Origin of the sequence: Fontibacillus phaseoli (genome assembly GCF_003337355.1) — a bacterium.
GTDB classification, from domain to species: domain Bacteria; phylum Bacillota; class Bacilli; order Paenibacillales; family Paenibacillaceae; genus Fontibacillus; species Fontibacillus phaseoli.
Map to the genome: position 1 here is coordinate 269167 of NZ_QPJW01000004.1, position 24151 is coordinate 293317.

21 protein-coding genes and 2 tRNA genes are annotated in these 24151 nt (G+C 50.3%); 15 read left to right on the forward strand and 8 right to left on the reverse strand.

Annotation, left to right across the window (positions count from 1 at the left end):
- Nucleotides 1–308: 308 nt before the first annotated feature.
- The 3 genes from DFP94_RS13925 to DFP94_RS13935 form a co-directional block, all read right to left on the reverse strand.
- The gene (locus DFP94_RS13925) at nucleotides 309–737 is read right to left on the reverse strand and encodes an EamA family transporter (RefSeq protein WP_114497063.1); all 429 of its coding nucleotides are present in this window, start codon (nucleotides 735–737) and stop codon (nucleotides 309–311) included.
- Nucleotides 738–812: 75 nt separating this feature from the next.
- A tRNA-Gly gene (locus DFP94_RS13930) sits at nucleotides 813–886 on the reverse strand.
- Between the two features lie 277 nt (nucleotides 887–1163).
- Complete coding sequence (locus DFP94_RS13935; RefSeq protein WP_181873147.1) at nucleotides 1164–1541, reverse strand: PilZ domain-containing protein; 378 nt, start codon at nucleotides 1539–1541, stop codon at nucleotides 1164–1166.
- Between the two features lie 270 nt (nucleotides 1542–1811).
- Between DFP94_RS13935 and DFP94_RS13940 the strand changes: the two genes are divergently transcribed.
- The 5 genes from DFP94_RS13940 to DFP94_RS13960 all read left to right on the forward strand — a co-directional run bounded on the left by DFP94_RS13940 (nucleotide 1812) and on the right by DFP94_RS13960 (nucleotide 8663).
- On the forward strand, nucleotides 1812–2849 hold the full coding sequence (locus DFP94_RS13940) for a LacI family DNA-binding transcriptional regulator (RefSeq protein WP_114497065.1): 1038 nt from the start codon (nucleotides 1812–1814) through the stop codon (nucleotides 2847–2849).
- Between the two features lie 193 nt (nucleotides 2850–3042).
- Nucleotides 3043–4347, forward strand: coding sequence for an ABC transporter substrate-binding protein (locus DFP94_RS13945; protein ID WP_245954814.1), 1305 nt, complete (start codon nucleotides 3043–3045; stop codon nucleotides 4345–4347).
- A 60-nt stretch (nucleotides 4348–4407) separates the two neighbouring features.
- A complete protein-coding gene (locus DFP94_RS13950; protein ID WP_114497066.1) occupies nucleotides 4408–5346 on the forward strand; it encodes a carbohydrate ABC transporter permease in 939 nt (312 codons plus the stop codon).
- Nucleotides 5346–6185: a carbohydrate ABC transporter permease gene (locus tag DFP94_RS13955; RefSeq protein ID WP_114497067.1), complete on the forward strand. Its 840-nt coding sequence runs from the start codon at nucleotides 5346–5348 to the stop codon at nucleotides 6183–6185. Before DFP94_RS13950 ends, DFP94_RS13955 begins: the two co-directional genes overlap by 1 nt.
- Before the next feature lie 30 nt (nucleotides 6186–6215).
- Nucleotides 6216–8663, forward strand: coding sequence for a hypothetical protein (locus tag DFP94_RS13960; RefSeq protein WP_114497068.1), 2448 nt, complete (start codon nucleotides 6216–6218; stop codon nucleotides 8661–8663).
- Nucleotides 8664–8741: 78 nt separating this feature from the next.
- Here DFP94_RS13960 and DFP94_RS13965 read toward each other — a convergent pair whose 3' ends face one another.
- The 3 genes from DFP94_RS13965 to DFP94_RS13975 all read right to left on the reverse strand — a co-directional run bounded on the left by DFP94_RS13965 (nucleotide 8742) and on the right by DFP94_RS13975 (nucleotide 11228).
- Entirely contained in the window at nucleotides 8742–9401 is a 660-nt protein-coding gene (locus DFP94_RS13965; protein ID WP_114497069.1) for a TetR/AcrR family transcriptional regulator, read from the reverse strand.
- A 64-nt stretch (nucleotides 9402–9465) separates the two neighbouring features.
- Entirely contained in the window at nucleotides 9466–10500 is a 1035-nt protein-coding gene (locus DFP94_RS13970) for an ABC transporter permease (protein ID WP_114497070.1), read from the reverse strand.
- Nucleotides 10497–11228, reverse strand: coding sequence for an ABC transporter ATP-binding protein (locus DFP94_RS13975; RefSeq protein WP_114497071.1), 732 nt, complete (start codon nucleotides 11226–11228; stop codon nucleotides 10497–10499). The genes DFP94_RS13970 and DFP94_RS13975 overlap by 4 nt, the downstream gene beginning before the upstream one ends.
- Before the next feature lie 275 nt (nucleotides 11229–11503).
- On the opposite strand from DFP94_RS13975, the gene DFP94_RS13980 reads away from it, so the two are divergent.
- The 4 genes from DFP94_RS13980 to pstA all read left to right on the forward strand — a co-directional run bounded on the left by DFP94_RS13980 (nucleotide 11504) and on the right by pstA (nucleotide 15722).
- Nucleotides 11504–12931, forward strand: a complete 1428-nt coding sequence (locus DFP94_RS13980; RefSeq protein ID WP_114497072.1) for a stalk domain-containing protein — start codon at nucleotides 11504–11506, stop codon at nucleotides 12929–12931.
- A gap of 25 nt (nucleotides 12932–12956) precedes the next feature.
- Nucleotides 12957–13817: a phosphate ABC transporter substrate-binding protein gene (locus DFP94_RS13985; protein WP_114497073.1), complete on the forward strand. Its 861-nt coding sequence runs from the start codon at nucleotides 12957–12959 to the stop codon at nucleotides 13815–13817.
- Nucleotides 13818–13896: 79 nt separating this feature from the next.
- Entirely contained in the window at nucleotides 13897–14844 is a 948-nt protein-coding gene (pstC, locus tag DFP94_RS13990) for a phosphate ABC transporter permease subunit PstC (protein ID WP_114497140.1), read from the forward strand.
- Nucleotides 14841–15722, forward strand: a complete 882-nt coding sequence (gene pstA, locus DFP94_RS13995; protein WP_114497074.1) for a phosphate ABC transporter permease PstA — start codon at nucleotides 14841–14843, stop codon at nucleotides 15720–15722. The genes pstC and pstA overlap by 4 nt, the downstream gene beginning before the upstream one ends.
- 90 nt (nucleotides 15723–15812) lie before the next feature.
- Here pstA and DFP94_RS14000 read toward each other — a convergent pair whose 3' ends face one another.
- The gene (locus DFP94_RS14000; RefSeq protein WP_114497075.1) at nucleotides 15813–16307 is read right to left on the reverse strand and encodes a glutathione peroxidase; all 495 of its coding nucleotides are present in this window, start codon (nucleotides 16305–16307) and stop codon (nucleotides 15813–15815) included.
- Nucleotides 16308–16543: 236 nt separating this feature from the next.
- On the opposite strand from DFP94_RS14000, the gene DFP94_RS14005 reads away from it, so the two are divergent.
- On the forward strand, nucleotides 16544–17500 hold the full coding sequence (locus tag DFP94_RS14005) for an L-lactate dehydrogenase (RefSeq protein WP_114497076.1): 957 nt from the start codon (nucleotides 16544–16546) through the stop codon (nucleotides 17498–17500).
- 467 nt (nucleotides 17501–17967) lie between these two features.
- Here DFP94_RS14005 and DFP94_RS14010 read toward each other — a convergent pair.
- Nucleotides 17968–18041: transfer RNA gene (locus DFP94_RS14010), tRNA-Arg, on the reverse strand.
- Between the two features lie 256 nt (nucleotides 18042–18297).
- On the opposite strand from DFP94_RS14010, the gene DFP94_RS14015 reads away from it, so the two are divergent.
- The 5 genes from DFP94_RS14015 to ispG all read left to right on the forward strand — a co-directional run bounded on the left by DFP94_RS14015 (nucleotide 18298) and on the right by ispG (nucleotide 24111).
- Complete coding sequence (locus DFP94_RS14015) at nucleotides 18298–19128, forward strand: hypothetical protein (RefSeq protein WP_245954817.1); 831 nt, start codon at nucleotides 18298–18300, stop codon at nucleotides 19126–19128.
- Between the two features lie 203 nt (nucleotides 19129–19331).
- Nucleotides 19332–20756, forward strand: coding sequence for a trigger factor (gene tig / locus DFP94_RS14020; protein ID WP_114497078.1), 1425 nt, complete (start codon nucleotides 19332–19334; stop codon nucleotides 20754–20756).
- Between the two features lie 256 nt (nucleotides 20757–21012).
- Complete coding sequence (clpP, locus tag DFP94_RS14025) at nucleotides 21013–21603, forward strand: ATP-dependent Clp endopeptidase proteolytic subunit ClpP (RefSeq protein WP_114497079.1); 591 nt, start codon at nucleotides 21013–21015, stop codon at nucleotides 21601–21603.
- 12 nt (nucleotides 21604–21615) lie between these two features.
- Nucleotides 21616–22872, forward strand: a complete 1257-nt coding sequence (gene clpX / locus DFP94_RS14030) for an ATP-dependent protease ATP-binding subunit ClpX (RefSeq protein WP_114497080.1) — start codon at nucleotides 21616–21618, stop codon at nucleotides 22870–22872.
- Nucleotides 22873–22992: 120 nt separating this feature from the next.
- Nucleotides 22993–24111, forward strand: a complete 1119-nt coding sequence (gene ispG, locus DFP94_RS14035; protein WP_114497081.1) for a flavodoxin-dependent (E)-4-hydroxy-3-methylbut-2-enyl-diphosphate synthase — start codon at nucleotides 22993–22995, stop codon at nucleotides 24109–24111.
- Nucleotides 24112–24151: the final 40 nt, after the last annotated feature.

The following is a 24151-nucleotide window of genomic DNA, read 5'->3' on the forward strand; positions in this document are numbered from 1 at the left end:
AGTTTCATAGCGAACTGGCTCTTTGCGTCTCATGGGATGAGAACCCCTAAAAGGGGTTCGTCGTAGTGAGTCCAATTCGGCGCTTAGCGGAATGTTGGAGGAACGGAGTCTCGCGCGGAAGCGCGAGTATCCTCCTGGGACGTAGTCAAAAGCCAGTTCATAGCGAACTGGCTCTTTGCGTCTCATGGGATGAGAACCCCTAAAAGGGGTTCGTCGTAGTGAGTCCAATTCGGCGCTTAGCGGAATGTTGGACGAACGGAGTCTCGCGCGGAAGCGCGAGTACCCTCCTAGGATGCTGTGTCACCAGGCTATTTTAATGCCACGAGCAGCGCTCCGGCGGCAATCATGACGACACCGGCCGTAGCCGTCCAGGAAATTTTTTCGCCGAGGAAAAGAAAGGCCAGGATTACGGCAATCACGACGCTAAGTTTGTCGATCGGGCCGACCTGGGATACTTTGCCGTATTTCAGGGCAAGGAAATAAAACAACCAGGACAGGGCTCCGGCAATGCCGCTTAGGATAATAAAGGACAGTGCTTTTTTCTGCGCGACGATCTCCGCCAACTGCGTGAACTTGCCTTGAACAGCAACGACGCCGATCAGGAATAAGGCCATGATGACGGATCGAATGGCCGTCGCTGCGTTAGCGTCGATGTGCTGGAGTCCGATTTTTCCGAAAATCGCGACCAATGCTGCGGATACAGCGGACAGAAGGGCATAGATAAGCCATAACGGCATCTGAATCATCAGCTCCTTTCAACTTTGGAAAAACAGAAAACCCTTTGGTAAATTCCAAAGGGTTGATTTTATGTATGGAGCGGGTGAAGGGAATCGAACCCTCGCCTCAAGCTTGGGAAGCTGGCGTTCTACCATTGAACTACACCCGCATTTAGCGACTTGAATATTATATCACATGGAGATAAAAGATCAAGCCTTTACACGCTGTCGCATGCTTCACTGAACCGTTGCTTTTCCACTAGATTGTCGCATGCTTCACAGAACCGTTGCTTTCCACCAGATTGTTGCATGCTTCACAGAACCGTTGCTTTTCACTAGATTGTCGCATGCTGCACTGTACCGTTTCTTTTCCACTAGATTGTCGCATGCTTCACTGAACCGTTGCTTTTCCACCAGGTTGTTGCTTACTTCAAGGTTATCGTTAGCTTACATCACTACAATCCGCCGGGCCGCCGCCAAAGAGCGAAGCTCGACATTGATTTTTTCCTTTTCCTCGCTGGTCAGTTGCAGGGATAAGCCATAGTGATAAAATTCAGATCCATAAGGTTTTTGCCAGCGAATCTCACCGAGAAATGTATAGTTTTCCTCACTTAATTGAAAATGGACGGCAGCGCCAATAGAGTGATTTTCAGCATGAAGGTTAAGCTGGGTCTTGATCCGGCAGCCTGATTTGCTGATATCGATCAATTCCGCCTCGGCCAGTTTGCTGCTGACCGGCTTGAAATCGATGGATTTTATCTCGATCCAGCAATCCATCGGCGGATTTATAGTATAACGAAACGGTTCATTTCTGCGGGAATTCATAAGTAGTCGGGAACCTCCGAAAGTTAAGTTACCCAGATTATACAGGGAAAATGGGATGAAAGACATGAATCTATTGCCCCATTTTTCAAAAGTAAACTCGAAATTTCTAAAGAAAACGCTTGCAGATAATATAGGTATATGATATAAAGAAAATAGAAATCTAAACGTTTAGATTTTGTGATTTAAATTCTGCGATTTGGATTTTGATAATTGTAATATTATTATTGGATTCCCCAGAAAAGTTGGTGAAAATCAGGGAGGTTGTGGGTTATGTCTAACATCGGCATCAAAGATATAGCCGCACGGGCTAATGTATCAACGGCTACCGTCTCCTATGTGCTCAACGGAACGCGAAACGTCAGTCCGAAAACCCGTGAACGCGTGTTGGCCGTTATCGAAGAGCTCAATTACAAACCGAACGACATTGCCAAAAGCTTGAAGCGGAGGCGCACCGACACGATCGGTGTCATCGCCGAGGACGTTACCGTCTTTAACACCCCGGAGATTATCGACGGAATCAACGATTACGGGGACCGGCATGATCTCCATATCTTGCTGACAAACCTTCGGTTGGACAAGCGGATCGGCCGTGACTTCACAAATCTGGACAAGTACCGGAGGTATGCAGCAAGCGCCGTATCCGAGCTGCTAAGCAAGCAGGTTGACGGAATCATTTATATCGGCGTGCATACCCGGGATCTGACGGGATTGATCGATACGGAAGGCAAGCCAATCGTTTATACCTACGGGTATACGCAAGTGGATATGGCGATTCAATATAACGATGAGCAGGCTTCCTATGAGGCCATGTCATATCTGATTGAAAAAGGGCACCGCAAGATTGCGATTATCAGCGGCCTGATGGATTCGATACCTTCCAGGCTCCGTCTGAACGGGTATTACAAAGCCGTTACCGAGTACGAGCTTCCTTTTGATCCTCAGTACATAAAAATGGGTGATTGGGAGCGGGAGTCCGGCTACGGTTTGACCAAGGAATTGCTTCAATTGCCTGAGCCGCCGAGCGCAATATTGGCGATGAATGACGTGATGGCCGTAGGGGTGCTCCAGGCTGCAAAGGAGTCCGGGGTGCAAATTCCGGCAGATTTATCGGTGATCGGATTTGATAACCGTGAATTCAGCGATTACTTAAGCCCGCGAATTACTACAATGGATATCCCATTGCATGAAATGGGCTACAAAGCCATGGAAGCCCTGCACTGCTTGATGCAAGGCAAGCCGTACAAACCGGCTGAAATGCCGGTATGCCGCCTGATTGAGCGCGATTCGGTAGGGTTGCTGCGGAACTGAGGGAATATTTCAATAATGTGCCTCAGTGTCCAATAAAATCTAAACGTTTAAATTATTGAACGATTTGTGACTTTGGGGTGTGATCACCATCTGATTCAACCCATACACACGGTGATATTTTACACGGGATCTTAAGAACAGGCTCCCTTGTAAATTCACATATAGAGCTTTCATACATTAAGGAGGGGTTAGTATGAAATTGAGCAAGAACAGGAAATGGGTAGTTCTCTCTCTGGTAGCGGCGCTTTGCCTCGGTTTGTTGTCCGCCTGCGGCGGCAAATCTGAAAGCGGTGTCAATTCTCCGGAAGCTTCGGCCGAAAACGGCGGAAAAGAGGGGGAAGTCACGCTGCGGTTTATGACATGGGATTCGGGACAAACGCTGCAGCCTTACCAGAATGCGATCAATGCCTTTATGGAGAAGCACCCTAACATTAAAGTCAAGGTGGAATCCGTACCGGACAACTACGACCAGAAGCTGCTGACATCCCTTGCGTCCGAAACTGCCCCCGATGTGTTTATGGCTTGGAACTACCCGCTGTATGTCCCTGGAGGAGCACTTGAAGACATGCAGACCTGGGCGGATAAAGACAACTACGATTTAGCCAAATATTATCCGATTCTGATGGATTACATGAAATACGACGGTAAGCTTTGGGGCCTGCCCACTACGTATTCGACACGCGCCATTTATTACAACAAGAAGCTGTTTGACGACGCCGGCGTACCTTATCCGAAGGATGGCTGGAGCTGGGATGAATTCGTCGATACGGTTCAAAAGCTGACGAAGCCCGGACAATACGGCTTTATCATGACGCCGGACGACGTGATGACCATGCAACCTTATGTCTGGAGCAACGGTGGAGATATGGTGAGCGAAGACGGAAAACAGATTGATGGCGTGCTTAACAGTCCGGAAAACGTGAAGGCGTTTACATTCCTCAAACAACTTTACGATGCGTCCTCAAAAATCAATTCCGCGGGCAAGTTCAGTACCAACAATGGGCTGGAGTCGTTCCAAACCGGACAGATCGCCATGTTCGACAACGGCATGTGGCCGTTAGGGGATATTTTAAAAGAAGGCAAGCTGGATCTCGGAACGGTAACTCATCCGCTTCCTGAAGGCGGAAGTCTTAAAGGGATTATCCATACTTCCGGGTATTCGATGCCGAAATCCGGTAAAAACAAGGAAGCCGCTTGGGAACTGATTAAGTTTATGTCCGGTGAAGAAGGCATCAAGATCATTACGGCCAATAAATTCGCGTTCTCGCCGGTCATCTCTGTCGACAAAGAGAACGGATATGCCACGGATCCTTATTTGGAGGCTTTTGCTAAAGAATTGGAAGGCTCCGACAAACTGATCGCCAGCATGCGCAATGAAAAATGGAGCGAAGCGGAAGATATGATTCGCGCAGGGGTACAAGCTATTTTCTACAGCAATGCTGATATCGAGAAAACCTTGGGCGAAGCCGCCAAACAAGCGCAAGACGTATTAAAGTAACGGAAGGGACGGGAAGCCTAACCGCTTCCCTTTTCTTCTCCCAAACGAGGTGATGATGAAGTGGCACTAGCAAGCTCGGATACATTGAAGATGCGCCGCTCCGCCAAATTGAAAAGAAGACGGGAAAACGTAGCCGGATTAATGTTCATTTCCCCTTGGTTGATCGGTTTTCTCCTGCTGATGTTCGGACCCTTAATGTTCTCGCTGGTCATCAGTTTTACCGAATGGAACATGGTCGGAAGCCCGAAATATCTCGGCCTGGACAATTATGTCCGGATGTTTACCAATGATCCGTTTTATTTCAAGGCGCTGGGCGTGACGTTTAAATATGTGTTTATCATGGTTCCGCTACAGGTGATTTTTGCGATCCTGATCGCTTTGCTGTTGAACCGCGCAACTTATGGGATCAAGTTTTTTCGGGCGGTTTTTTATCTGCCTTCCCTGATCCAGGGCGTGACCCTGGCCCTTATATTCAGTTGGATGCTGAACGATGATTTCGGGCCCGTGAATTACATGCTCGAGTTGGTGGGACTCCCGAGGGTCCATTGGCTGACCGATCCGAACGTCGCGCTGTATGCGCTCATCTTCATCGCCCTATGGGGCGTAGGTTCACCGATGGTGCTCTATCTGTCGGCGTTACGGTCGGTATCATCGGAATACTATGAAGCCGCCGATATTGACGGAGCGGGGCCGGTGCGCAAATTTTTCAATATCACGCTGCCTTTGATTACGCCGACAATCTTGTTCAACATTTTAACGAGTCTGATCTCGGCATTCCAGACGATCGTTCTGGCGTTCGTGCTAACGGGCGGCGGACCAGCGAACTCGACTTATTTTTATTCCCTGCATGTTTACCGCAACGCCTTCACCCACTTCAAGATGGGCTACGCGTCGGCGATGGCCTGGGTGATGTTCGTATTGATCGTCATTTTGACCGGCCTTATATTGAAGTCGTCTAAATACTGGGTGCATTACGAAGCTGACGGAGGTGGACGCTGATGCATACGATCGGGACAAAAAAGCGGACCCAGTCCATCGTATTTCTGATTCTGATTATTCTGCTCGCGGCAGCGTTTCTGTTCCCGATTGCCTGGATGCTGTCGACTGCGGTCAAAGCGCCCGAGGATATTTTTACGCCCAAGCCGCAGCTGTTTCCCGAGTCCTGGCATTTCAATAATTTCGGAGACGCCTGGAACGCACAGCCGTTCGGCCGGTTCTTGCTGAACACGTTGATCGTGGTCGTCGTTTCGACCCCGCTTGCGATGCTGTCCTCCACGATGGTCGCTTTCGGCTTTGCCCGGATTAATTTTTGGGGACGAAACGCCTTGTTCCTGCTCGTAATCGGGACGATGGTCATTCCTTGGGACGTAACGGCGATTCCGCTGTATATCGAATATAACAAGCTGGGCCTAATCAATACTCTATGGCCGATGATTTTACCCGGGGCATTCGGTTCCGCCTTCTTTATCTTCCTCGCCCGGCAGTTCATTATGGGTATCCCGAAGGACTTGGACGAAGCGGCGGAAATCGACGGCTGTAACCGGTGGCGCATTTACTGGAACATCATTTTGCCGCTCTGCAAGCCGACCGTCGTAATGATTGGCGTCTTCCATTTCGTCTGGTGCTGGAACGAGTTTTTGACGCCGCTTATTTTTATCAACGATCAGAGCATGTACACGTTGCCGCTAGGCATCAATCTGTTCAAGAACGCGTTTAACATCGAATACGAAAAACTGATGGCCGTATCCTGCCTGTCGGTTCTATTCCCGGCAACGCTGTTCTATTTCACGCAAAATCTAATTCTAGGGGGCATTTCGCTCAGCGGAGTCAAAAAATGATCAAGCGACAAGACTGAGGGGTGGAGGCACATGAACATACTGAGCAATTCCAAGTTTGAGCTGGTCTTGAACGAACGGGGAGCGGTGAAGTCCCTGATATTGAAAGAGGATCGGGCCGGCATGAATTGGGTAGTGGATCCCGCCTATTTAAGCAAAGCCGGTTTCGGAGACGCCGACAAGCTGTTCGGGGAGTGGACAGCTGTCGTCGACGGGCGGAACGTTAGTAGCGCGGAACTTGATCCGCCGCAAATCAAGGTCGAGAACAGGAGACGGGCCACAATTAGTTATGAGGCGTACGGGTTGAAGATCGAACTCCAATATGGCTTGGAGGGCGACAAGCTCCACTGGAAAATAACCTGCGCCAACCCAATCGATTCAAAACGGGTTATCAGCGGCTTCCATATCTGGTTTTCTTTGGCCTATATCATGTTCCGGGATGAAGATGTGATGCGCAATATGGAGCAATCCTGTGCTGTTTTTGGGCATCTGGGCGGTGACTATGCCAAATTTGCCGCCATGCGCCGCAGCAACGGAGCACCGCACCTTGGCATTTACGGGACGAATGGGAGAACGGCGGCACTAGGTTCTCTCTGCAGGTATGAAAACAGGTTCCTGGAACAGGTGTCCCCTTCCCTGGACGGGCTGTTGTTTCACAGGCTCTCACTGGTCGAAGACGGGAGCTCGATGCCGGAATCCGCGGCGGTCGACTGGATCTACCAAGACGGTTACGGTCAATTGGTCTTAGAAGCGGGTCAGAGTGCGGAATGGGAATATGTACTTACCCCATTTGCGGATCAGGAGGATTTCTACAGGCAAGCCGGAGAGTTCGGCCATCCCCGCTGGAAGTATACCCCGGTGCTGACTCAAGGCGGCCTGTTCGAAGCGGAACTTGTAGTTCCCGAAGGAGAGCAAATTCGCGAAGTGCTGGTCTATACCGTCTCGGCGGAAACGGAGAGGATCGAAAAGGAAAGCGTAACTCCGCAGCTCACGCGGGACCCTCGGAAGCAAGATAGCTTACGTCTTTCCCTAAAAAGGGATCAACCCGGAGAACATAAGCTGGAGCTGTATTTGGAAAGCGGACAAATGGATGTGCTGGTCTGGAACGTGCTGGAGCCCGTTGACCGGATTTTAGAGAAGCGCGCCGAATGGCTATGCCGCCACAATTATGATCCGGAAGGGAAAGCCGGGCGGCCGCATGCTTTCTTGCCCTTGTCGAATCAAGGGGAATCGCTGGGCAAGCTGACGTTCCTGCTGATGAAGAATAGTCTGGATAAGCCGGTGCCGGATCAGGTGGAAAAGGCGGAGGCGTCCGCCGTGCTGGACATGAAGCGACATTGGTTCGAACTTGGCAATTTTGCCAAGCCGCGCAAGCTATACGGTACGTTTTACCGCATTTTTGATCTCGACTATATCGCCCATGTGTTTTATTTGCTTTCCCGTATGCCGGCTTCGCTGCTGAGGCTGAATTCACCCGAAACCTATTTGCAATGGGCAGCGGAAGTTCTCTCGGTCCGGCTTAATCCGGACTGTCATTTAGGGCAGCGGGAAAAGGATGAAACCGGCCTTAACGGGGTGTTCACTTTATACATTCACGATTTGTTGAAAGATTTGAAGGCATCATACCTGCAGGAAGAACACCGGCGGCTGCTTAACTTATGGGAAGAATTCGGGGTACGGATGGAAACGGAGAGCCGCCGGTACGGCGGAGCCATTACGGAGCATTTTTACGACAACGCCGGCTTCGGTCCGACGTGCGAAACGTTGCTGATCCTGGGCAAGGAGGAAGAAGCGCGGGAGTATGGGGAGTTGATTCTGGCAAACATCGGATTCAGCAACGACTACCGGGCGCAAAATCCGGACCGCTGGTGGGAGGCACTCTCTTATATGATTCATTCGTTATGGGGGGGCATGGTTGCCTCATCGGCCAGAAGGGCGTATGAGCATTTCGGCGATTACCGGTATATTGAGGCCGCGTATCGTGCGACAATGGCTGTCTTCAACTGCTATGACTGGAACGTGAAGTCAACGCCGCGCCGCCTGCAGCCGGGAGAGGCCGCTTCAACGTTCAGCGTGGCTGCGCCTAATCTGAATATGCCTTCTCTATCTCGCAACCGGTTTGGTCAATCCGTGTTCCGGGAAGCCAGCGATCCACTGTTTGCGGCATTGTTTGCAAACGCCTCGGGTGATGATTGGGATATGGGCGAAGAACTGGTAGCCTACCTCCTCGGATTTGGGACTACCGCCTATGTTTACCGGGATTCCAATGGAGAACTGCATTGCGTGAACGGCTTTCTAACTCGGGAACAGGCCGGTGACGGTTGGATCATCACCAGCTATGCGGCTTACCCCCGGAGAATTCTGATGCTGGACGACAAGCTTGAGCTGTGTGCGGGTCCGGGCGAAAATCTTCGGCAGGCACGTTTTGCGGAGGGATGTCTGACGCCAGCGGGCGGAGTGAATGGTAGTATGGATGCTTAGCGGTTCTATTAACATAATGGAAAAGTAAAGGGTCGTGACCGAAGCAAAACTTTGCCTTGGTCACGACCCTTGTTCTTATTATTTCGCGGCCATGCCGTTCATGATCAGCCTGATGGTATGACGGATTTCTTGTTCTTCGTCCCAAGGCGAGTCCCTTAGCACCAGAAAATGGGTGACAAACAAGCCGATCATCGCCGTTGAGCTGAAACGAAGCAAGGCTGGGGTGGGCAGATCGACGACCTCTCCTTTAGCTTTGAAATGTTCAAGAATCTCCGTAAAACGGTTGAATACCCTCGATCCGATATGCTCCTTGAATTCTTTCTGCAGCATGGGCTGAAACGGAATTTCCTGAAGCAGGATCTTGATGATTTTGAGGTGTTTGCGCGCAAAATTCATGCGGTTGACCGCAACCGCATAGAGGAAGTCTTCCAGCGTAGGATAGTCGGTTTCCAGGACCTCTTTAAAATCGTTCAGGACAAAAGGGGCAAGCAGCTTGCTCATCATCGGGGAAACGATGGCGATCAGCAGTTCTTTTTTCGTTTTGTAATGCCGGAAGATCGTTCCCTCGGCCACGCCCGCTTTTTGGGCGATCTCACTGGTGGAGGAAGAGGCGTATCCTTTCTCGGCGAACACCTCCACGGCAGCATGCACGATTTTAAGCTGCTTTTCGGTCATTTTTTCGTCGCTCATTTTGATGATTTCCTTGATCCATTGATCAACGGGTTCCTGCTGCGGCATAACTTGATTCCTCCTGCATACGGCTAATTATTATCTCATCTTAACATAAAGGGCAGATGCCTTTTCAAATCTTGCGGTGTTTGCGCAGGGCAAGTACGTTCAGGAACATGAACAGCAGCGAGAAACCGATCAGCACGAATACGTTTCCCGCAATCGTATCCCATCCCTTGCCCCGAATCATTACCTCGCTGAGCGCCTCGGTCCCGTAGGTCAGCGGCATCACAATTTTCAGTTGCTGCAGCCATTCCAGAAGGGTCTCCAGCGGGAACAGGCCCGATAAAAATAGCTGTGGAACAATAATGAGCGGAATAAATTGAATCATTTGCAGTTCGTTATTGGCAAATGCAGACAGCAGCGTCCCGAGGGTCAGCGCCGTCATCGACAGGAGCAGCGTCAGCAGCAATACGAAGGCAAAGTAACCAGTCATGAGGATTCCGAGTACTTGTATACAGAACCAGGAGATCAGCAGTGCCTGAATTACCGTAAAGAGGCCGAAGCCGCCGACATATCCGACTACGAGCTCCCAGCGCTTGATCGGGGTCGAGAGAAGCCGCTCGAGCGTTCCGGTGGTACGTTCGCGCAGGAAGGATACCCCTGCGATAAGAAAGACGAAAAAGAATACGAAAAATCCGATCAGGATCGGTCCGAACTGGTCGATGCTCGTCATATCCTCAGATCCGTGCAGATAGGATACGTTCATCTTATCCGCAACTCCGCTCTCTTTCGGCTGAAGTTCTTTCGCAGCCTTCTGAAGCAACATTATCACGGATTTGTTTACACTCGGCTCGCTACCTTCCAATTTGACGTCCAACCCATTCTCCGCCGGGGTTAAAATCGCGTCGATACTGCGGTCGTCCAGGGCTTGACCGGCTTTTTCCTTGGTATCATAAGTAAAAATCTTTGCCCCCTGCTTTTCCAGGCTCGTGATCAAGGGGGCAGGGATTTGGACGATACCCAGATTGGGTTCATAATCTTTGCCGTTAAACACCAGATGCATCAAGGTTAGCACTACAAGAGGCGCAATGAAGATGAGAGCCAGCGTCCGCTTATCGCGGCGAAATTGCCGAAGGATGCGTAAAATGATGGCCCAGATTTTCATGACTCTCCACCCCCGTAATAAATGAATGCCTCTTCGATCGTTTTTTTACCAGCCTGTAAAGTGAGAGCGGATGGCGTATCCACGGCGAGAAGCGCACCGTCCCGGATCATGCCGAGGCGGTCGCATTTCTCCGCCTCGTCCATTACGTGCGTGGTCATGAGGATCGTGGTGCCTTTCGTGTTAAGAGCCCTTAATTCCTTCCAAATGGACTGGCGCAGCAGCGGATCGATGCCGACGGTCGGCTCGTCGAGAACGAGCAGCGGCGGTTCATGCAGTAGGGCAATCGCCAACGATAACCTTCGTTTCATTCCGCCCGAATATTGATCCACTCTTTTGTGTAACTCCTCTTCAAGGGCGACAACCTCCATGACCTCTTGGATCCTGATTTTGCGACGGGGTCCTTTCATGCCGTAAAGGGCGGCGAAAAACTCCAGATTTTCGAGGGCGCTTAGCTCGGTATAGAGCGCGTCGGATTGCGCCATATATCCGATTCGGCGAAGCATGCCCAGCTTCGGCATGAGCGTCCCGAATACACGTACTTCGCCGGAAGTGGCCGTATCGATCCCTGTCAACAGTTTGACGAGCGTGGTTTTGCCGGACCCCGACGGGCCGAGCAAGCCGAAGGTTTCGGCCGGGCGGACTTCGAGTGAGATATTTTCCAAAACCGTTTTTTTTCCGAAACGTTTACCGACGTGGGTCGCTTGAATAACCGATCCGTCATGAGACATTTAGCAGCCTCCTAATTGCATTGAAAATAAAATGAGTGAGTACTCACTTTTTAATATAAGTCAAAGTGCGCAAAATGTAAATGGGAGTGGATTTTTTTTAACATTTTACAAAGTATTACAATTCCTAAGAATTGATTTAACAATTCTGTACGACAATCAAGGCATAGCACAATATACCAATTCATCACCCCCACAAAGTTACATAAATTCTCAACTGCTTATCTGGTCACTTTGAGGGACCCTGGAAACAAAATCATAAAAAAAGGGTGAACCGAATGAAAAACAGTAAAATGCTCGGCATGGCTCTTGCTACCGCCGTATTGGCCTCGGCCACGGCAGTCGGTACCGCTGGAGCCGCCGTCAACACAAAAGCCGGGAATGCGGGAGCCAAGTCTACAGTAGCTCAAATCAAAACGTCAAACGTTAAACTTACCGTCGATGGCAGCCCAGTCTCCGTTAAAACGGTGACGGCCGAGAAAACAATGCTCTACTCGCTCCGGGATCTGGCAAACGCTTTGGGCGCCGACATCAAGCTTAGCGGAGGTAATCTGATCATCCAGGATGCTTTGCAACTGTACGAACTAAGCCTTAAAGTCGGCTCCAAAGATTACCGGGTAAACGGAGAAACGGTTCAATTCGGCACAGCCCCGCAACAGATCGGCGGAACGGTTTACGTCGAGTTGTCGCCGGTAATTGAAGCGCTTGGTGGCGAAATACTGTCAGCCAAGGGTGAACTGAGCAGCGTTGGCCGCTTGTCCGGTCAGTTTGACTTACCGTTTTTTGATGCCGCAGGGAATGTGATTGCCGCCAAAGAGGATGGAGAAGTTCCGCAATTGATCAAGCTGGATTCGGCCGGCCGGTATGAAGTCTTTTCCTCGAATCAGAATGCGGCGGGTGCGGTAGTTTCCCCGGATGGATCGCAGGCTGCCTTTACGGACGAGAACGGCGGACTTTACTTGCTGAATACGGTGAGCGGGTTGGTGAAGCAACTCGGTAAAGATACCTCGGTGAAGACGGATCTGTCCTGGTCTCAAGACGGCAAGAGCCTTTATTTTATCCAAGGGGACAAACAAGAGAAGATTGCATACATAAGCGTGGATACCGGTAAAGTGACCGAGTTGCTGGCGGATAAAGTGGAAAACAAATCCGGTGTGCGGGTTACGGAAGACGGGAAAAAAGCGATCTATTTCGTGCAAGTGACAGGTAAAGCCGAAACGGACAAAGAAGGCACGGAGGAGTCGCTCAAAATCGATTATTCCAAAGCAGGTACTCAGGTATTCTCTCTGGATCTCGCCACCAAAGATTCCAAGCCTGTTCAATTAACCAGCGATGCTTACAATAAGCTGTATCTTTCAGTGCTGGCGGATGGCAGAGCCATTTACGTAAGCGCAGATCCGGATGGCGTGATTCCGAACAGCGTGCTGAAGGTCATTTCTGCGGACGGTAAGAACGTGGCGGATTTAACGGGGGATCTGGATGTCGTTTCGGCAGTAGTGTCGGGAGGCAAACTGATCGTGCTGGCAGCGTTAGAAAACGGCAGCAAGGTTTATGAAGTGGCTTCGTCGGGAGTTAAAACGGAACTGTACAGTACGGATAAAGATGTGACCGAGCTGACGGTTTCCAAAACGGGGACGATCGCGCTGATCGCCGAAGGCAAGGTAGTGCTGGTGCAGGGCGGCAAAGGAACGGAATTAACCAAATAGAACGGAATCGAGAGGAGAATCATCCATGAAATTTTTCAAAAAATTATCATTATTCACCGTAGCATCCGCTTTATTGCTGTCATCGGCGATTGCGGGTACAGCCGGGGCCAAGGACGATTTGAAAGGCAAAATCACCGTGAACGGTTCGACGGCATTGCTTCCGCTCACTTTGCAGGCCGCAAAGGAGTTTCAAAAACTTCATCCGAAGGTTAAGATCGCTGCCAGCGGCAAAGGTTCCGTTACCGGCCCGCAGGCCGTTAAGAAAGGAATTGCCGATATCGGAGCGTGCGACTGGGACGCCAGTATCGATGTACCAGGGTTTAAGGCATTCGACGGTCAAGTGGCCAACAAGGTCGCCGTCATCCCGTTTGCCACGATCGTAAACAAAAGCGTAAAAGTCGATAATTTGACTACCGAGCAGCTTAAGGGCATCTATTCCGGTAAAATTACAAACTGGAAAGACGTTGGCGGAGAAGATGAGGACATTGTGGTGATCACCCGTTCCTTCGGTTCCGGCACGCGCGTTAATTACCAGGCTAAAGCACTGGGCGGTGGCGATATCGTGAAAAAAGAGAAGAACTATAAAGAAGTTGGCTCGAGCGGCGACATGAAAACGGCTGTAGCGACGACTCCGAATTCGATCGGTTACATCGACCTTACCTACATCAGCGGCAGTGACTTTAAAGCCGTGAAACATGACGGCGTTGCAGCGACTACGGAAAACGTCATTAACGGCAAATACAAAATCTGGTCCTACGGTTACTACATGACCAAAGGTGAGCCAACCGGGGCGACCAAAGCGTTTATCGAATACGTGCAAAGCAAAAAGTTCCAAGAAAGCTCGCTGAAAAAGCTCAAATTCATTCCGATTTCCGCCATGAAATAATTCGTTCTTATTGTTATCGTAACCCGGCCAGCCCTGTTTTTCGGGGCTGGCCGCTGTATGGGAGGAAACTATTGTGAGCATGCCAGTTCATCAAGCCGGCAATCCGGAGGAAGCAGACCCGGCTCCTTCGTCCAAACGCGTGTTGACCGGGCGGTTTAGCAAGGCCTTTTTTATAAATAAGCTGTTTAAAAATTATTTTCTGTTTAGCATTCTAACGCTCTGTGCCGTGCTGGCTATGGTCATCTTTTTTATCGGCAGAACGGCGGTCCTTGTATTTGGAGACGTTTCTCCGGCCGAGTTCTTCTTCTCGTTGGACTGGACGCCGGAAGAGGGACGCTTCGGTGCCGGATTGTTTATTATCAATACGCTGTCTTTAACCGTACTGACATTGATTATGGCTGTTCCGATTTCTGTCGGACTTGCGATTCTCATGGCTGAAATCGCTCCGAAATGGCTGAAAAAGTCCATCCGGCCGGTTCTCGATCTGCTGGTAGGCATCCCCTCGATCGTATACGGTTATCTTGGTTTAACCGTTCTGCTCCCGCTCCTTCGTGAGCTGAGCGGTGAGGGATTGGGGGACGGCTTGTTGGCGGCCGCCATCGTGTTGACGATCATGATTCTGCCGACGATCAGCCGGATTAGCGACGATGCCATCGGTGCCGTCCCGAAAAAATACCGTGAGGCCGCCTATGCGCTGGGCTCAACCCGCCTCCAGGTCATTTTCCGGGTTGTCTTGCCGGCGGCCGGCCGGGGAATTGTGGCCGCGGTCATTCTGGGGATGACCCGGGCCATCGGAGAAACGATGGCCGTTGTTATGGTAATCGGCAACACGCCACAGTTGGCTAAGTCGTTGTTCGCACCTGCGTCGGTGCTGACGAGCAATATCGTGATGCAAATCTCGAACGTCGAGTTTGATTCAACATGGAATTACGCACTGCATATGATGGCTTTCCTGCTGCTCCTCATTTCCTTCGCGCTCATTCTGATCATCCGCTATCTCGGAAAAAAAGGAGGGGCTGAATCATGAACCGGTTCGGCGCATCACGAAAACAGGCCCGCTCGCTGCGGTTGGACCGGATCGCAACGGCTTGTTTCTACGGGCTCGGCGCACTGGTCTTGCTCCTGATTTTTTGGCTTTTGTTTACGATTTTGGGGAAAGGGTTGCCGGGAATTACCCTGTCATTCCTGACCAAGCTCCCCGAGGAAATCGATCCCGGCGGCGGTATCGGCCCCATGCTGTTCAATTCCTTTTACGTGCTGATCCTGTCGCTGATCATATCTATTCCGATCGGAGTCGGGGCCGGTATTTACATGGCCGAATATGCGCCGAAGAACCGGTTTACGGAAGTGCTGCGGATCTGCGTCGAGTCGCTGTCCTCCGTTCCGTCCATCGTTTTCGGGCTACTGGGACTAGCGATCTTCGCTGAGCTGCTTGGCATCGGGCTTACGATTCTGGGCGGCGCGGTCAGCCTTGCGTTCCTCAATTTGCCGATGCTGGCCCGCGTCACTGAGGAAGCCGTCCGGGCAGTTCCGGACGACTTGCGGAATGCTTCGTATGCGCTTGGCGCGACGAAGTTTGAGGTGATCCGCACGGTCGTTCTCCCGGTGGCGATGGATGGTATTGTCACCGGCATTTGCCTTGTGGCCGGGCGGGCTTTCGGGGAGTCGGCCGTCATTATTCTGACGGCGGGCCTCAGCACGTCAGGAGAGATGTGGGACTTCAACCTGTTCTCGCCCGGCGAGACATTGGCGGTTCATCTATGGTACGTACAATCTGAAGCTATCGTGGAGGATGCCCGCCAGATTGCCGATAAATCGGCAGCGGTGCTGGTTTTTGTGGTGCTGCTCATCAACATGGTATTCCGAGTGCCCCTTTGGTTTAACAACCGGAAGTTGAAACGTTAAAAAAAAATCGCTGTATTCGCAAGCGGCGGAGGCTGGTTATCCGCTCTTGCGATACAGCGATTTTTTAATTCAGGGTTGATCTTGGACATGTTATTCTGCCTTTTGAAGCTGCTGGCGGATGTCTTCTTCCAGCGCTTCCGGCTCAGTGCGGGCACTGTATTGCGTTACGATATTGCCTTGGCGGTCGATGAGGAATTTGACGAAGTTCCACTCGATATCGCCCGTACGGTAAGGCTCCGGAGTATTTTCTACCAGATACTTGTATAACGGGTGAGCGTTCTCACCCTTTACATCGATTTTGCTGAACATCGGGAAAGTTACCTGATAGTTCAAGTCGCAAAAGCTTTTAATCTCATCCTCGGTCCCGGGTTCCTGTCCGGCGAATTGGTTGCAGGGAAATCCGAGTACGGTAAACCCCTTATCCTTATAAGTGCCGTAAAGATGCTGAAGCCCTTTGTAATGGGGGGTCAGGCCGCAGGCGCTGGCCGTGTTGACGATCAGCAGGACTTGTCCTTTGTACGGTTCAAGCGTGGTTTCTTTTCCGTCGATGGTATTTACCTGGAAGTTATACAGGGATTGACTCATGGCTCCGCCTCCGTTTTCAAATGTAATCTATTCAATTTTAACTATTAGTACGACGAAACTCAATTTGAATGGAAAATGGATCGATGATCAAAGGGAGCGAAATAGACTAAAAAGTGTAAAAAATATGAAAGTAAATCATTGGAATGCCTCTGTCGATTCCGGTTATAATTTAGGAAGATATTTTTTTTGAATATAGAAATCGGAATCGGAATTGGTTAAAAATGGGAGGCGGGAAGATGGCCAGGAAATCAAGAAAAGTGACTATCGTTGGGTCAGGTCTCGTCGGGGCGGCGTGTGCATATTCGATGATCAATCAGTCCATCTGCGATGAGATTATCATGGTGGACCGAACCTATGACCGTGCGGTGGCTCAGGCGCTGGACTTGTCGCATTGCATGGACTTTACTTCCAACAGAACAAAGGTCCATGCCGGTTACCTGGAGGATTGCAGGGATGTCGACGTAGTCGTGCTGACCGCCGGAGCCAATCCAAAACCGGGGCAAACGAGGCTGGATGTGCTGGAGGACGCGGAAAAAATCACCTCGGACATCGTGTCCCGCATCATGAGTAGCGGCTTTGACGGCGTGTTTGTCGTGGCGGCCAATCCGGTGGATATCGTGACTTATATCGTGCGCGAGGTTTCCGGATTTCCGCGTCATAAAGTAATCGGCACAGGAACCTCCCTGGACTCGGCGCGATTGAAAACGCTGCTGTCCGACGTTTTCTCCATCGACCCCCGCAGCGTAAACGGGTATGCGTTAGGAGAGCATGGGGAGTCCCAATTCGTAGCCTGGTCCCACGTGACGATCGGCGGGAAGCCGGTGCTGCAAATTCTGGATCAGCATAAGGAACGTTTCAAAGATGTGGATTTGAACGAGATCGCGCGCAAAACGAAGGATGCGGGATGGGAGATTTTTACCCGAAAGGGCAATACCCAGTTTGGAATCGGGAACGCGCTTGCCTACATCGTACGTTCGATTCTTAATGACGAGCATAAAATTATCGCTATCTCCGTCATCCTCGAAGGCGAGTACGGACAAAGAGACGTTTGCACCGGAGTCCCGGCCATCATCGGGGAAGGCGGCATTCAGGAAGTGGTAGAGCTCAACCTGACGGAAGAGGAACGGCTCAAATTTCAGCATTCTTGTTCCATATTGCGAAGCGCGATTCAGGGTCTTCCCGGGAAGGGTTGAATCCGCTGTCGCAGAACAGGAATTATCTCATTTAATGATGATTGGGATCGATGACGTTACTCAGTAAATGGAAATTGTGCCCGAAATGTTGAGGATGAGAGTTAATGAAAAATAGGGGTTCTCATCCCAGGGACGCAAAAAGCTCTCCCTATAGGGAGAGCTTTTAACTTATACGTCCCAGGAGGGATACTCGCGCTCCGGCGCGAGACTCCGCTCAGCCACTCCCGCAAAACGCGGGAGGCCTCGCTCCGACGAACCCCACAGGGGTTCTCATCCCAGGGACGCGAAAGGCTCTCCCTAGGGAGAGCCTTTAATTATTACGTCCCAGGAGGGATACTCGCGCTCCGGCGCGAGACTCCGCTCAGCCCCTCCCGCAAATCGCGGGAGGCCTCGCTCCGACGAACCCCACAGGGGTTCTCACCCCAGGGACGCAAAAAGCTCTCCCTAGGGAGAGCTTTTAACTTATACGTCCCAGGAGGGATTCGAACCCCCGACCGACGGCTTAGAAGGCCGTTGCTCTATCCAGCTGAGCTACTGGGACATGAAAAAATAAAAAACAGAAGCAAAAAATATTTTATCATAGCTAGTTAGGTTGTGCAACAGGTTTTTAGCAAGGCGCCAAATCGGACTGATGCGAACCGACGATTTTTTGTCTTCCATACTCTCTATGCTATAATTCTGGTGAATTAGACCGGAAGAAAGGAGGTGCCCTTATTAGCGGTCATCATCAGAGCGAGAAGGACAACCTTGTTTTATTTCCCAAAACATTGGATTTTTATCAGATAGAGCTGACGAGAATGCTGGAGACGGAGCGTTACGGCGAGGCTTCGGAGCTCCTGAAATTTTTGTTGCAATGCCAAGGGCAGGACTCCAGACTATACGAGGAATGGCAGGCGCTGCTGGATTGGCTGACAGACGCATTTCCCCTGCTGCAGGGGGGCGAATCAGGCAGTGTCGAGGATGATGAAATCGGCGAGGAAGACATGGCTAGGCAGCATGTGGAGGCCAAACTGGCGGAAGATAAAAATTATGCCGACAAGCTGCTGCATGCCGTCATGGAAAAGCCGATGTCCGAGCAGACGTTTCTGGCGCTGGAACAGCTCGCCTACCTGGATCGGCCGGAAGTCGACGATGAACTGATCGGCTGGCTGCACCGCAAGGAGATACATCCTCTCCTGCAATACCGGGTATTGCAAATTTTGCGGCGCCGGGGAACTCAAGGCATGATACCATTTTTCCGTTCGGGCGAACATGTGGAAATCGAAATAGAGTCGGTGCCGCTCAAACCGGAGGAATTTCCCCAGTCCGTTCAAATTGTTTTGGAGCGGGTGGGGGAGCAGACGCAGGTTCACGATCCGACGTTGTTTTATTTTGCCCAGGAACTTTGGACCCAATTTGTTATGGCGATTTACGGAACGAACGATTACAAATCGCTGCTTGGCGAAGAGGAGACCATGATCGATATTTGGGCAGCGGCGCTGCATCAAATGGTGGCCGACAGTCTGCCCGGGGGAATAAGCGATGAGGAAATTCGCAGTCTCTACGGCATTACGGACAGCCTACGTCTCCGTTTCGAACAAGCATACCGTTCTATGCGCCAGTTCGTTGCTGCCGGCGTGAACGGTTAAGAGTTTTTTCGGCAAAAGAGCTAGGTTGCTGCAAGTGTGGCTCCGAACGGCTCTTGTAAAAAGAAGTATTGTTGTTTATAATATAATGGTTATTCTGAACGTGGACTAAGGACAGCTATACTGGAACCAAGGTAGCTGCTTTTATCGCGCGATTCGGTTTCAGTATTTTAAGTATATGTGAAATTTGGAGGGGAAGGCATAAAATGAAAGCAACTTGGGAAAAAATAGAGAAGAACCTCGGCGTTCTTGAGGTTGAAGTGGAAGCGGAACGTGTATCCGTTGCACTTGATAAAGCTTTTCAAAAAGTAGTTAAGAAAGTAAACGTACCTGGTTTCCGTAAGGGTAAAGTACCACGGGGGATTTTTGAATCCCGCTTCGGTGTTGAAAGCTTGTACCAAGACGCCATCGATATTTTGCTTCCTGAAGTTTATTCTGAAGCGGTCGATCAAACCGATATTTTCCCGGTAGACCGCCCGGAAGTGGACGTAGAACAATTCGCTAAAGGACAACTTTTCAAATTCAAAGCTAAAGTAACAGTAAAACCTGAAGTGAAGCTTGGTGATTATAAAGGAGTCGAAGTTCCTGCAACTGACGTTGAAGTCAGCGAAGATGAATTGAACGAAGAGCTTACCCGTATGCAAGAGCGTCATGCTGAACTCGTTGTTATCGATGAGGAAGCGGCGCAAAATGGCGACACGGTTGTTATCGACTTTGACGGCTCGGTAGACGGTGTTCCATTTGAAGGCGGCAAAGCGGAGCGTTACTCGCTCGAGCTCGGCAGCAATACATTCATCCCTGGTTTCGAAGAGCAAGTGGTCGGTTTGGCAACAGGCGACTTCAAGGACGTAACCGTTACGTTCCCTGAAACTTATCATGCTGAAGAATTGGCCAGTAAAGAAGCGGTATTTAAAGTGAAAGTTCACGAAATCAAACGCAAACAGCTTCCTGAATTGGACGATGAGTTTGCCAAGGACGTTAGTGAATTCGACACGTTGAACGAGTATAAAGAAGACTTGAAGAAACAACTGGAATCCCGCAAGCAAAAAGAAGGCGAAGCGGAACGCGAGAAAGTGCTCGTTGATAAAGTCGGCGAAAGTGCAGAAGTTGAAATTCCGCAAGCCATGGTGGACAGCGAAGTTCAAAACATGGTCCGCGATTTCGACAACCGTCTTCGCGCTCAAGGCATGAACCTGGACATGTTCCTAGGTTTCTCCGGCCAAAGTATCGATGACTTGAAAGAACAGATGAAGGGCGACGCCGAGAAACGCGTTCGCAACAATCTGGTTCTGGAGCAAATCGCCAAAGCCGAGAAAATCGAAGCAACGGAAGATGAAATCAACAAAGAGCTTCAGGATATGGCTGAAGCATACAAACGCAGCACTGATGAAATCCGTAATATCCTTGCCGCAAACGGTTCGCTCGGTAGCTTGAATGAAGACGTGCTTCTTCGTAAGACGATTCAGTTCCTGCTTGAAAACTCCAAGGAAGTTCCAGCCGTAAAGACTGAAAAATCCGAAGAATCCAGCAAGCCGGCTGCCAAAAAGTCAACCAAGAAAGCAGCAGCTAAAGCCGAGCCAAAAGCAGAGGCTGAAGAAGCGGTAACCGAAGATAAACAAGACGAAGAATAAGCATCGTCTTTTCGCCTAAGGGATTCACGGGCACACCAACACATTACAAATGTTAAGGCACGTATACTAAAATGCGTGCCTTAATTTTTCACTTTTCGACATACATTTATTTCCAAAGTTGATCCGGACAACCCTTCGGTTACATATTGTATTTTCGGGAACATAAACTGTAATGTGTGAAAAATGACATGCGCGTTTGAACGTGATAGAATATTGTAGGGCGCAGGAAATTTGAAAAGGAAAAGAGGTTGGTCACATGAGTCTGGTACCTATGGTCGTAGAACAAACAAACCGGGGAGAACGGTCCTACGATATCTATTCGAGACTGCTCAAGGATCGCATTATTTTTCTCAGCAACGCGATCGACGATGACGTAGCCAATCTCGTGATCGCTCAACTGCTGTTTTTGGCAGCGGAAGATCCGGAAAAGGACATTCATCTGTACATCAACTCGCCGGGTGGTTCTGTTACAGCCGGGATGGGTATATATGATACGATGCAATATATCAAACCCGATGTGTCAACGATCTGCGTGGGAATGGCTGCCAGCATGGGGTCGCTTTTGCTTACTGCAGGAGCACCGGGCAAACGTTTTGCACTTCCGAACAGCGAAGTGATGATTCATCAGCCTTTGGGAGGAATCTCGGGCCAGGCAGCGGATATTAAAATTCATGCCGACTGGATTATCAAGACACGGGAGAAACTGAATCAAATCTATGTGGAACGGACGGGTCAACCCCTTGAAAAAATTCAGCGCGACACGGATCGCGATTTCTTCATGAGCGCGGAAGAGGCTAAGGCCTACGGGATTATCGACCAGGTCATTAACAAGCCCATTAAATCTTAAAGGGGTGTTTACATGTTTAAATTCAACGATGAAAAAGGACAATTGAAATGCTCGTTCTGCGGCAAATCGCAGGAACAAGTCCGCAAGCTGGTTGCCGGACCGGGCGTTTATATATGCGACGAATGTATCGAACTGTGCACGGAAATTGTGGAGGAGGAGCTCGGACATGAAGAGGAGCTCGATCTGAAAGAAATTCCGAAGCCCAAGGAAATTCGCGATATTTTGGATCAATACGTAATCGGGCAGGAACAGGCGAAAAAATCACTGTCCGTGGCCGTTTACAATCACTATAAACGGGTTAATACGCAAAGTAAGATTGAAGACGTCGAACTGCAAAAGAGTAACATTCTCCTGCTTGGGCCTACGGGTTCCGGTAAAACATTGTTAGCGCAGACGATGGCTAAAATTTTGAATGTCCCGTTTGCGATTGCCGATGCGACTTCCCTTACGGAAGCCGGTTATGTCGGTGAAGACGTGGAAAATATTTTGCTGAAGCTGATCCAAGCGGCTGACTATGATGTGGAAAAAGCGGAACGCGGCATCATTTATATCGATGAAATCGATAAAGTGGCGCGTAAATCGGAAAATCCGTCCATTACCCGCGACGTTTCCGGTGAAGGCGTTCAGCAAGCACTCCTGAAAATTCTGGAAGGCACGGTGGCTTCCGTTCCTCCTCAAGGTGGACGTAAGCACCCGCATCAGGAATTTATCCAAATCGATACGACGAATATTTTGTTTATTTGCGGCGGCGCCTTTGACGGGTTGGAGCAGATGATCAAACGCCGGATCGGCAAAAAAGTGATCGGATTCAATACGGGCAGCGATGGACAAAAGGATTTGAAACCGGGGGAATACTTGTCGATGGTATTGCCGGAAGATCTGCTGAAATTCGGATTAATTCCGGAATTTGTCGGCCGTCTGCCAGTCATCTCGACATTGGAGCCTTTGGACGAGAAGACCTTGGTCCGTATTCTGGCCGAGCCGAAGAACGCTTTGGTGAAGCAGTACCAAAAGCTGCTGGAGCTGGACAATGTAAATCTCCAGTTTGAGCCAAAAGCGCTTGAGGCGATTGCTCGCGAAGCGATCAAACGGAATACCGGCGCTCGCGGACTTCGTTCCATCATTGAAGGCATCATGCTTGATGTGATGTATGAAGTTCCTTCCCGCGATGACATCACGGATTGCGTTATTACCGAGAAAGTCGTTCTGGAGAAAACGGTACCCGAACTGGAAGACAAGAAGAGCAAGAAACAAGAAGAGAGCGCGTAAGGCTTTAAGCCGTAATCGCGACAAAATAGATGCCGAAATCTCCATCTTTGCAGCAGAAAGGTCCCTTGACGGGCCTTTCTTTGCAGGGGTGGAGCTTTGGCGTTATGGGGGAGACCTAAAATGTTCTTGAGACAAGATACGCGGCAGGTCAAGGTCGGGAATCTGACGATCGGCGGCAGCAATGAAGTGATCATTCAGAGTATGTGTACGACCAAAACGGCGGATGTAACCGCTACAGTTGCCGAAATTCACCGGCTTGAAGAAGCCGGATGTCAGTTGGTTCGTGTGACGGTCAACAATGAAGAAGCTGCTGCGGCCATCAAGGAAATTAAGAAGCAAATTCATATTCCGCTCGTCGCCGACATTCACTTCAATTACAAATTGGCTCTCATGGCCATTGAAAATGGTATCGACAAGGTCCGAATTAATCCGGGCAATATCGGCCGTCGCGAAAAGGTGGAGGCTGTGGTTAAGGCTTGTAAAGAACGCGGAATTCCGATCCGGATCGGAGTTAACGCCGGTTCCCTGGAAAGCCATCTGCTTGAGAAATACGGATATCCCACACCTGAAGCGATGGTGGAAAGCGCCTTGTTCCATATCGGTATTTTGGAGGAACTGGATTTTCACGATATTATCGTTTCGCTGAAGGCTTCGGACGTGCCGATGGCTATTGCCGCTTACAGTAAGGCTGCCGAAGTAATTCCTTATCCGCTTCATTTGGGAATTACGGAAGCAGGGACCCTGTTCTCGGGTACGGTGAAAAGCGCTGCGGGGATCGGGGCGCTGCTCTCCATGGGAATCGGATCTACGGTACGTATTTCGCTGAGCGCCGACCCGGTGGAGGAAGTGAAAGTGGCTCGGGAACTGTTGAAGACGTTCGGGCTGATTACCAATGCGGCTACGCTCGTTTCCTGCCCGACCTGCGGACGGTTGGATATCGATCTGTTCTCCATAGCCAATGAGGTAGAGGATTACATTTCGAATTTGAAGGTGCCGATTAAAGTGTCGGTCCTTGGCTGCGCCGTAAACGGCCCGGGCGAGGCTCGTGAAGCCGATATCGGAATCGCCGGAGCCAGAGGGGAAGGCCTTTTGTTCAGATACGGGGAGATGATCCGCAAAGTGCCCGAAGCAGAACTGCTGTCCGAATTGAAAAAGGAAATCGACCATATTGTCGAGGTCTACGAAGCGACTGGGGAAATTCCCGGGCGCAAGGAGCATCGTCCTACTGCCGCAAGATAAATGTCAACAAGCGCAAGCGTGAAAATTGGATGAACAAGCC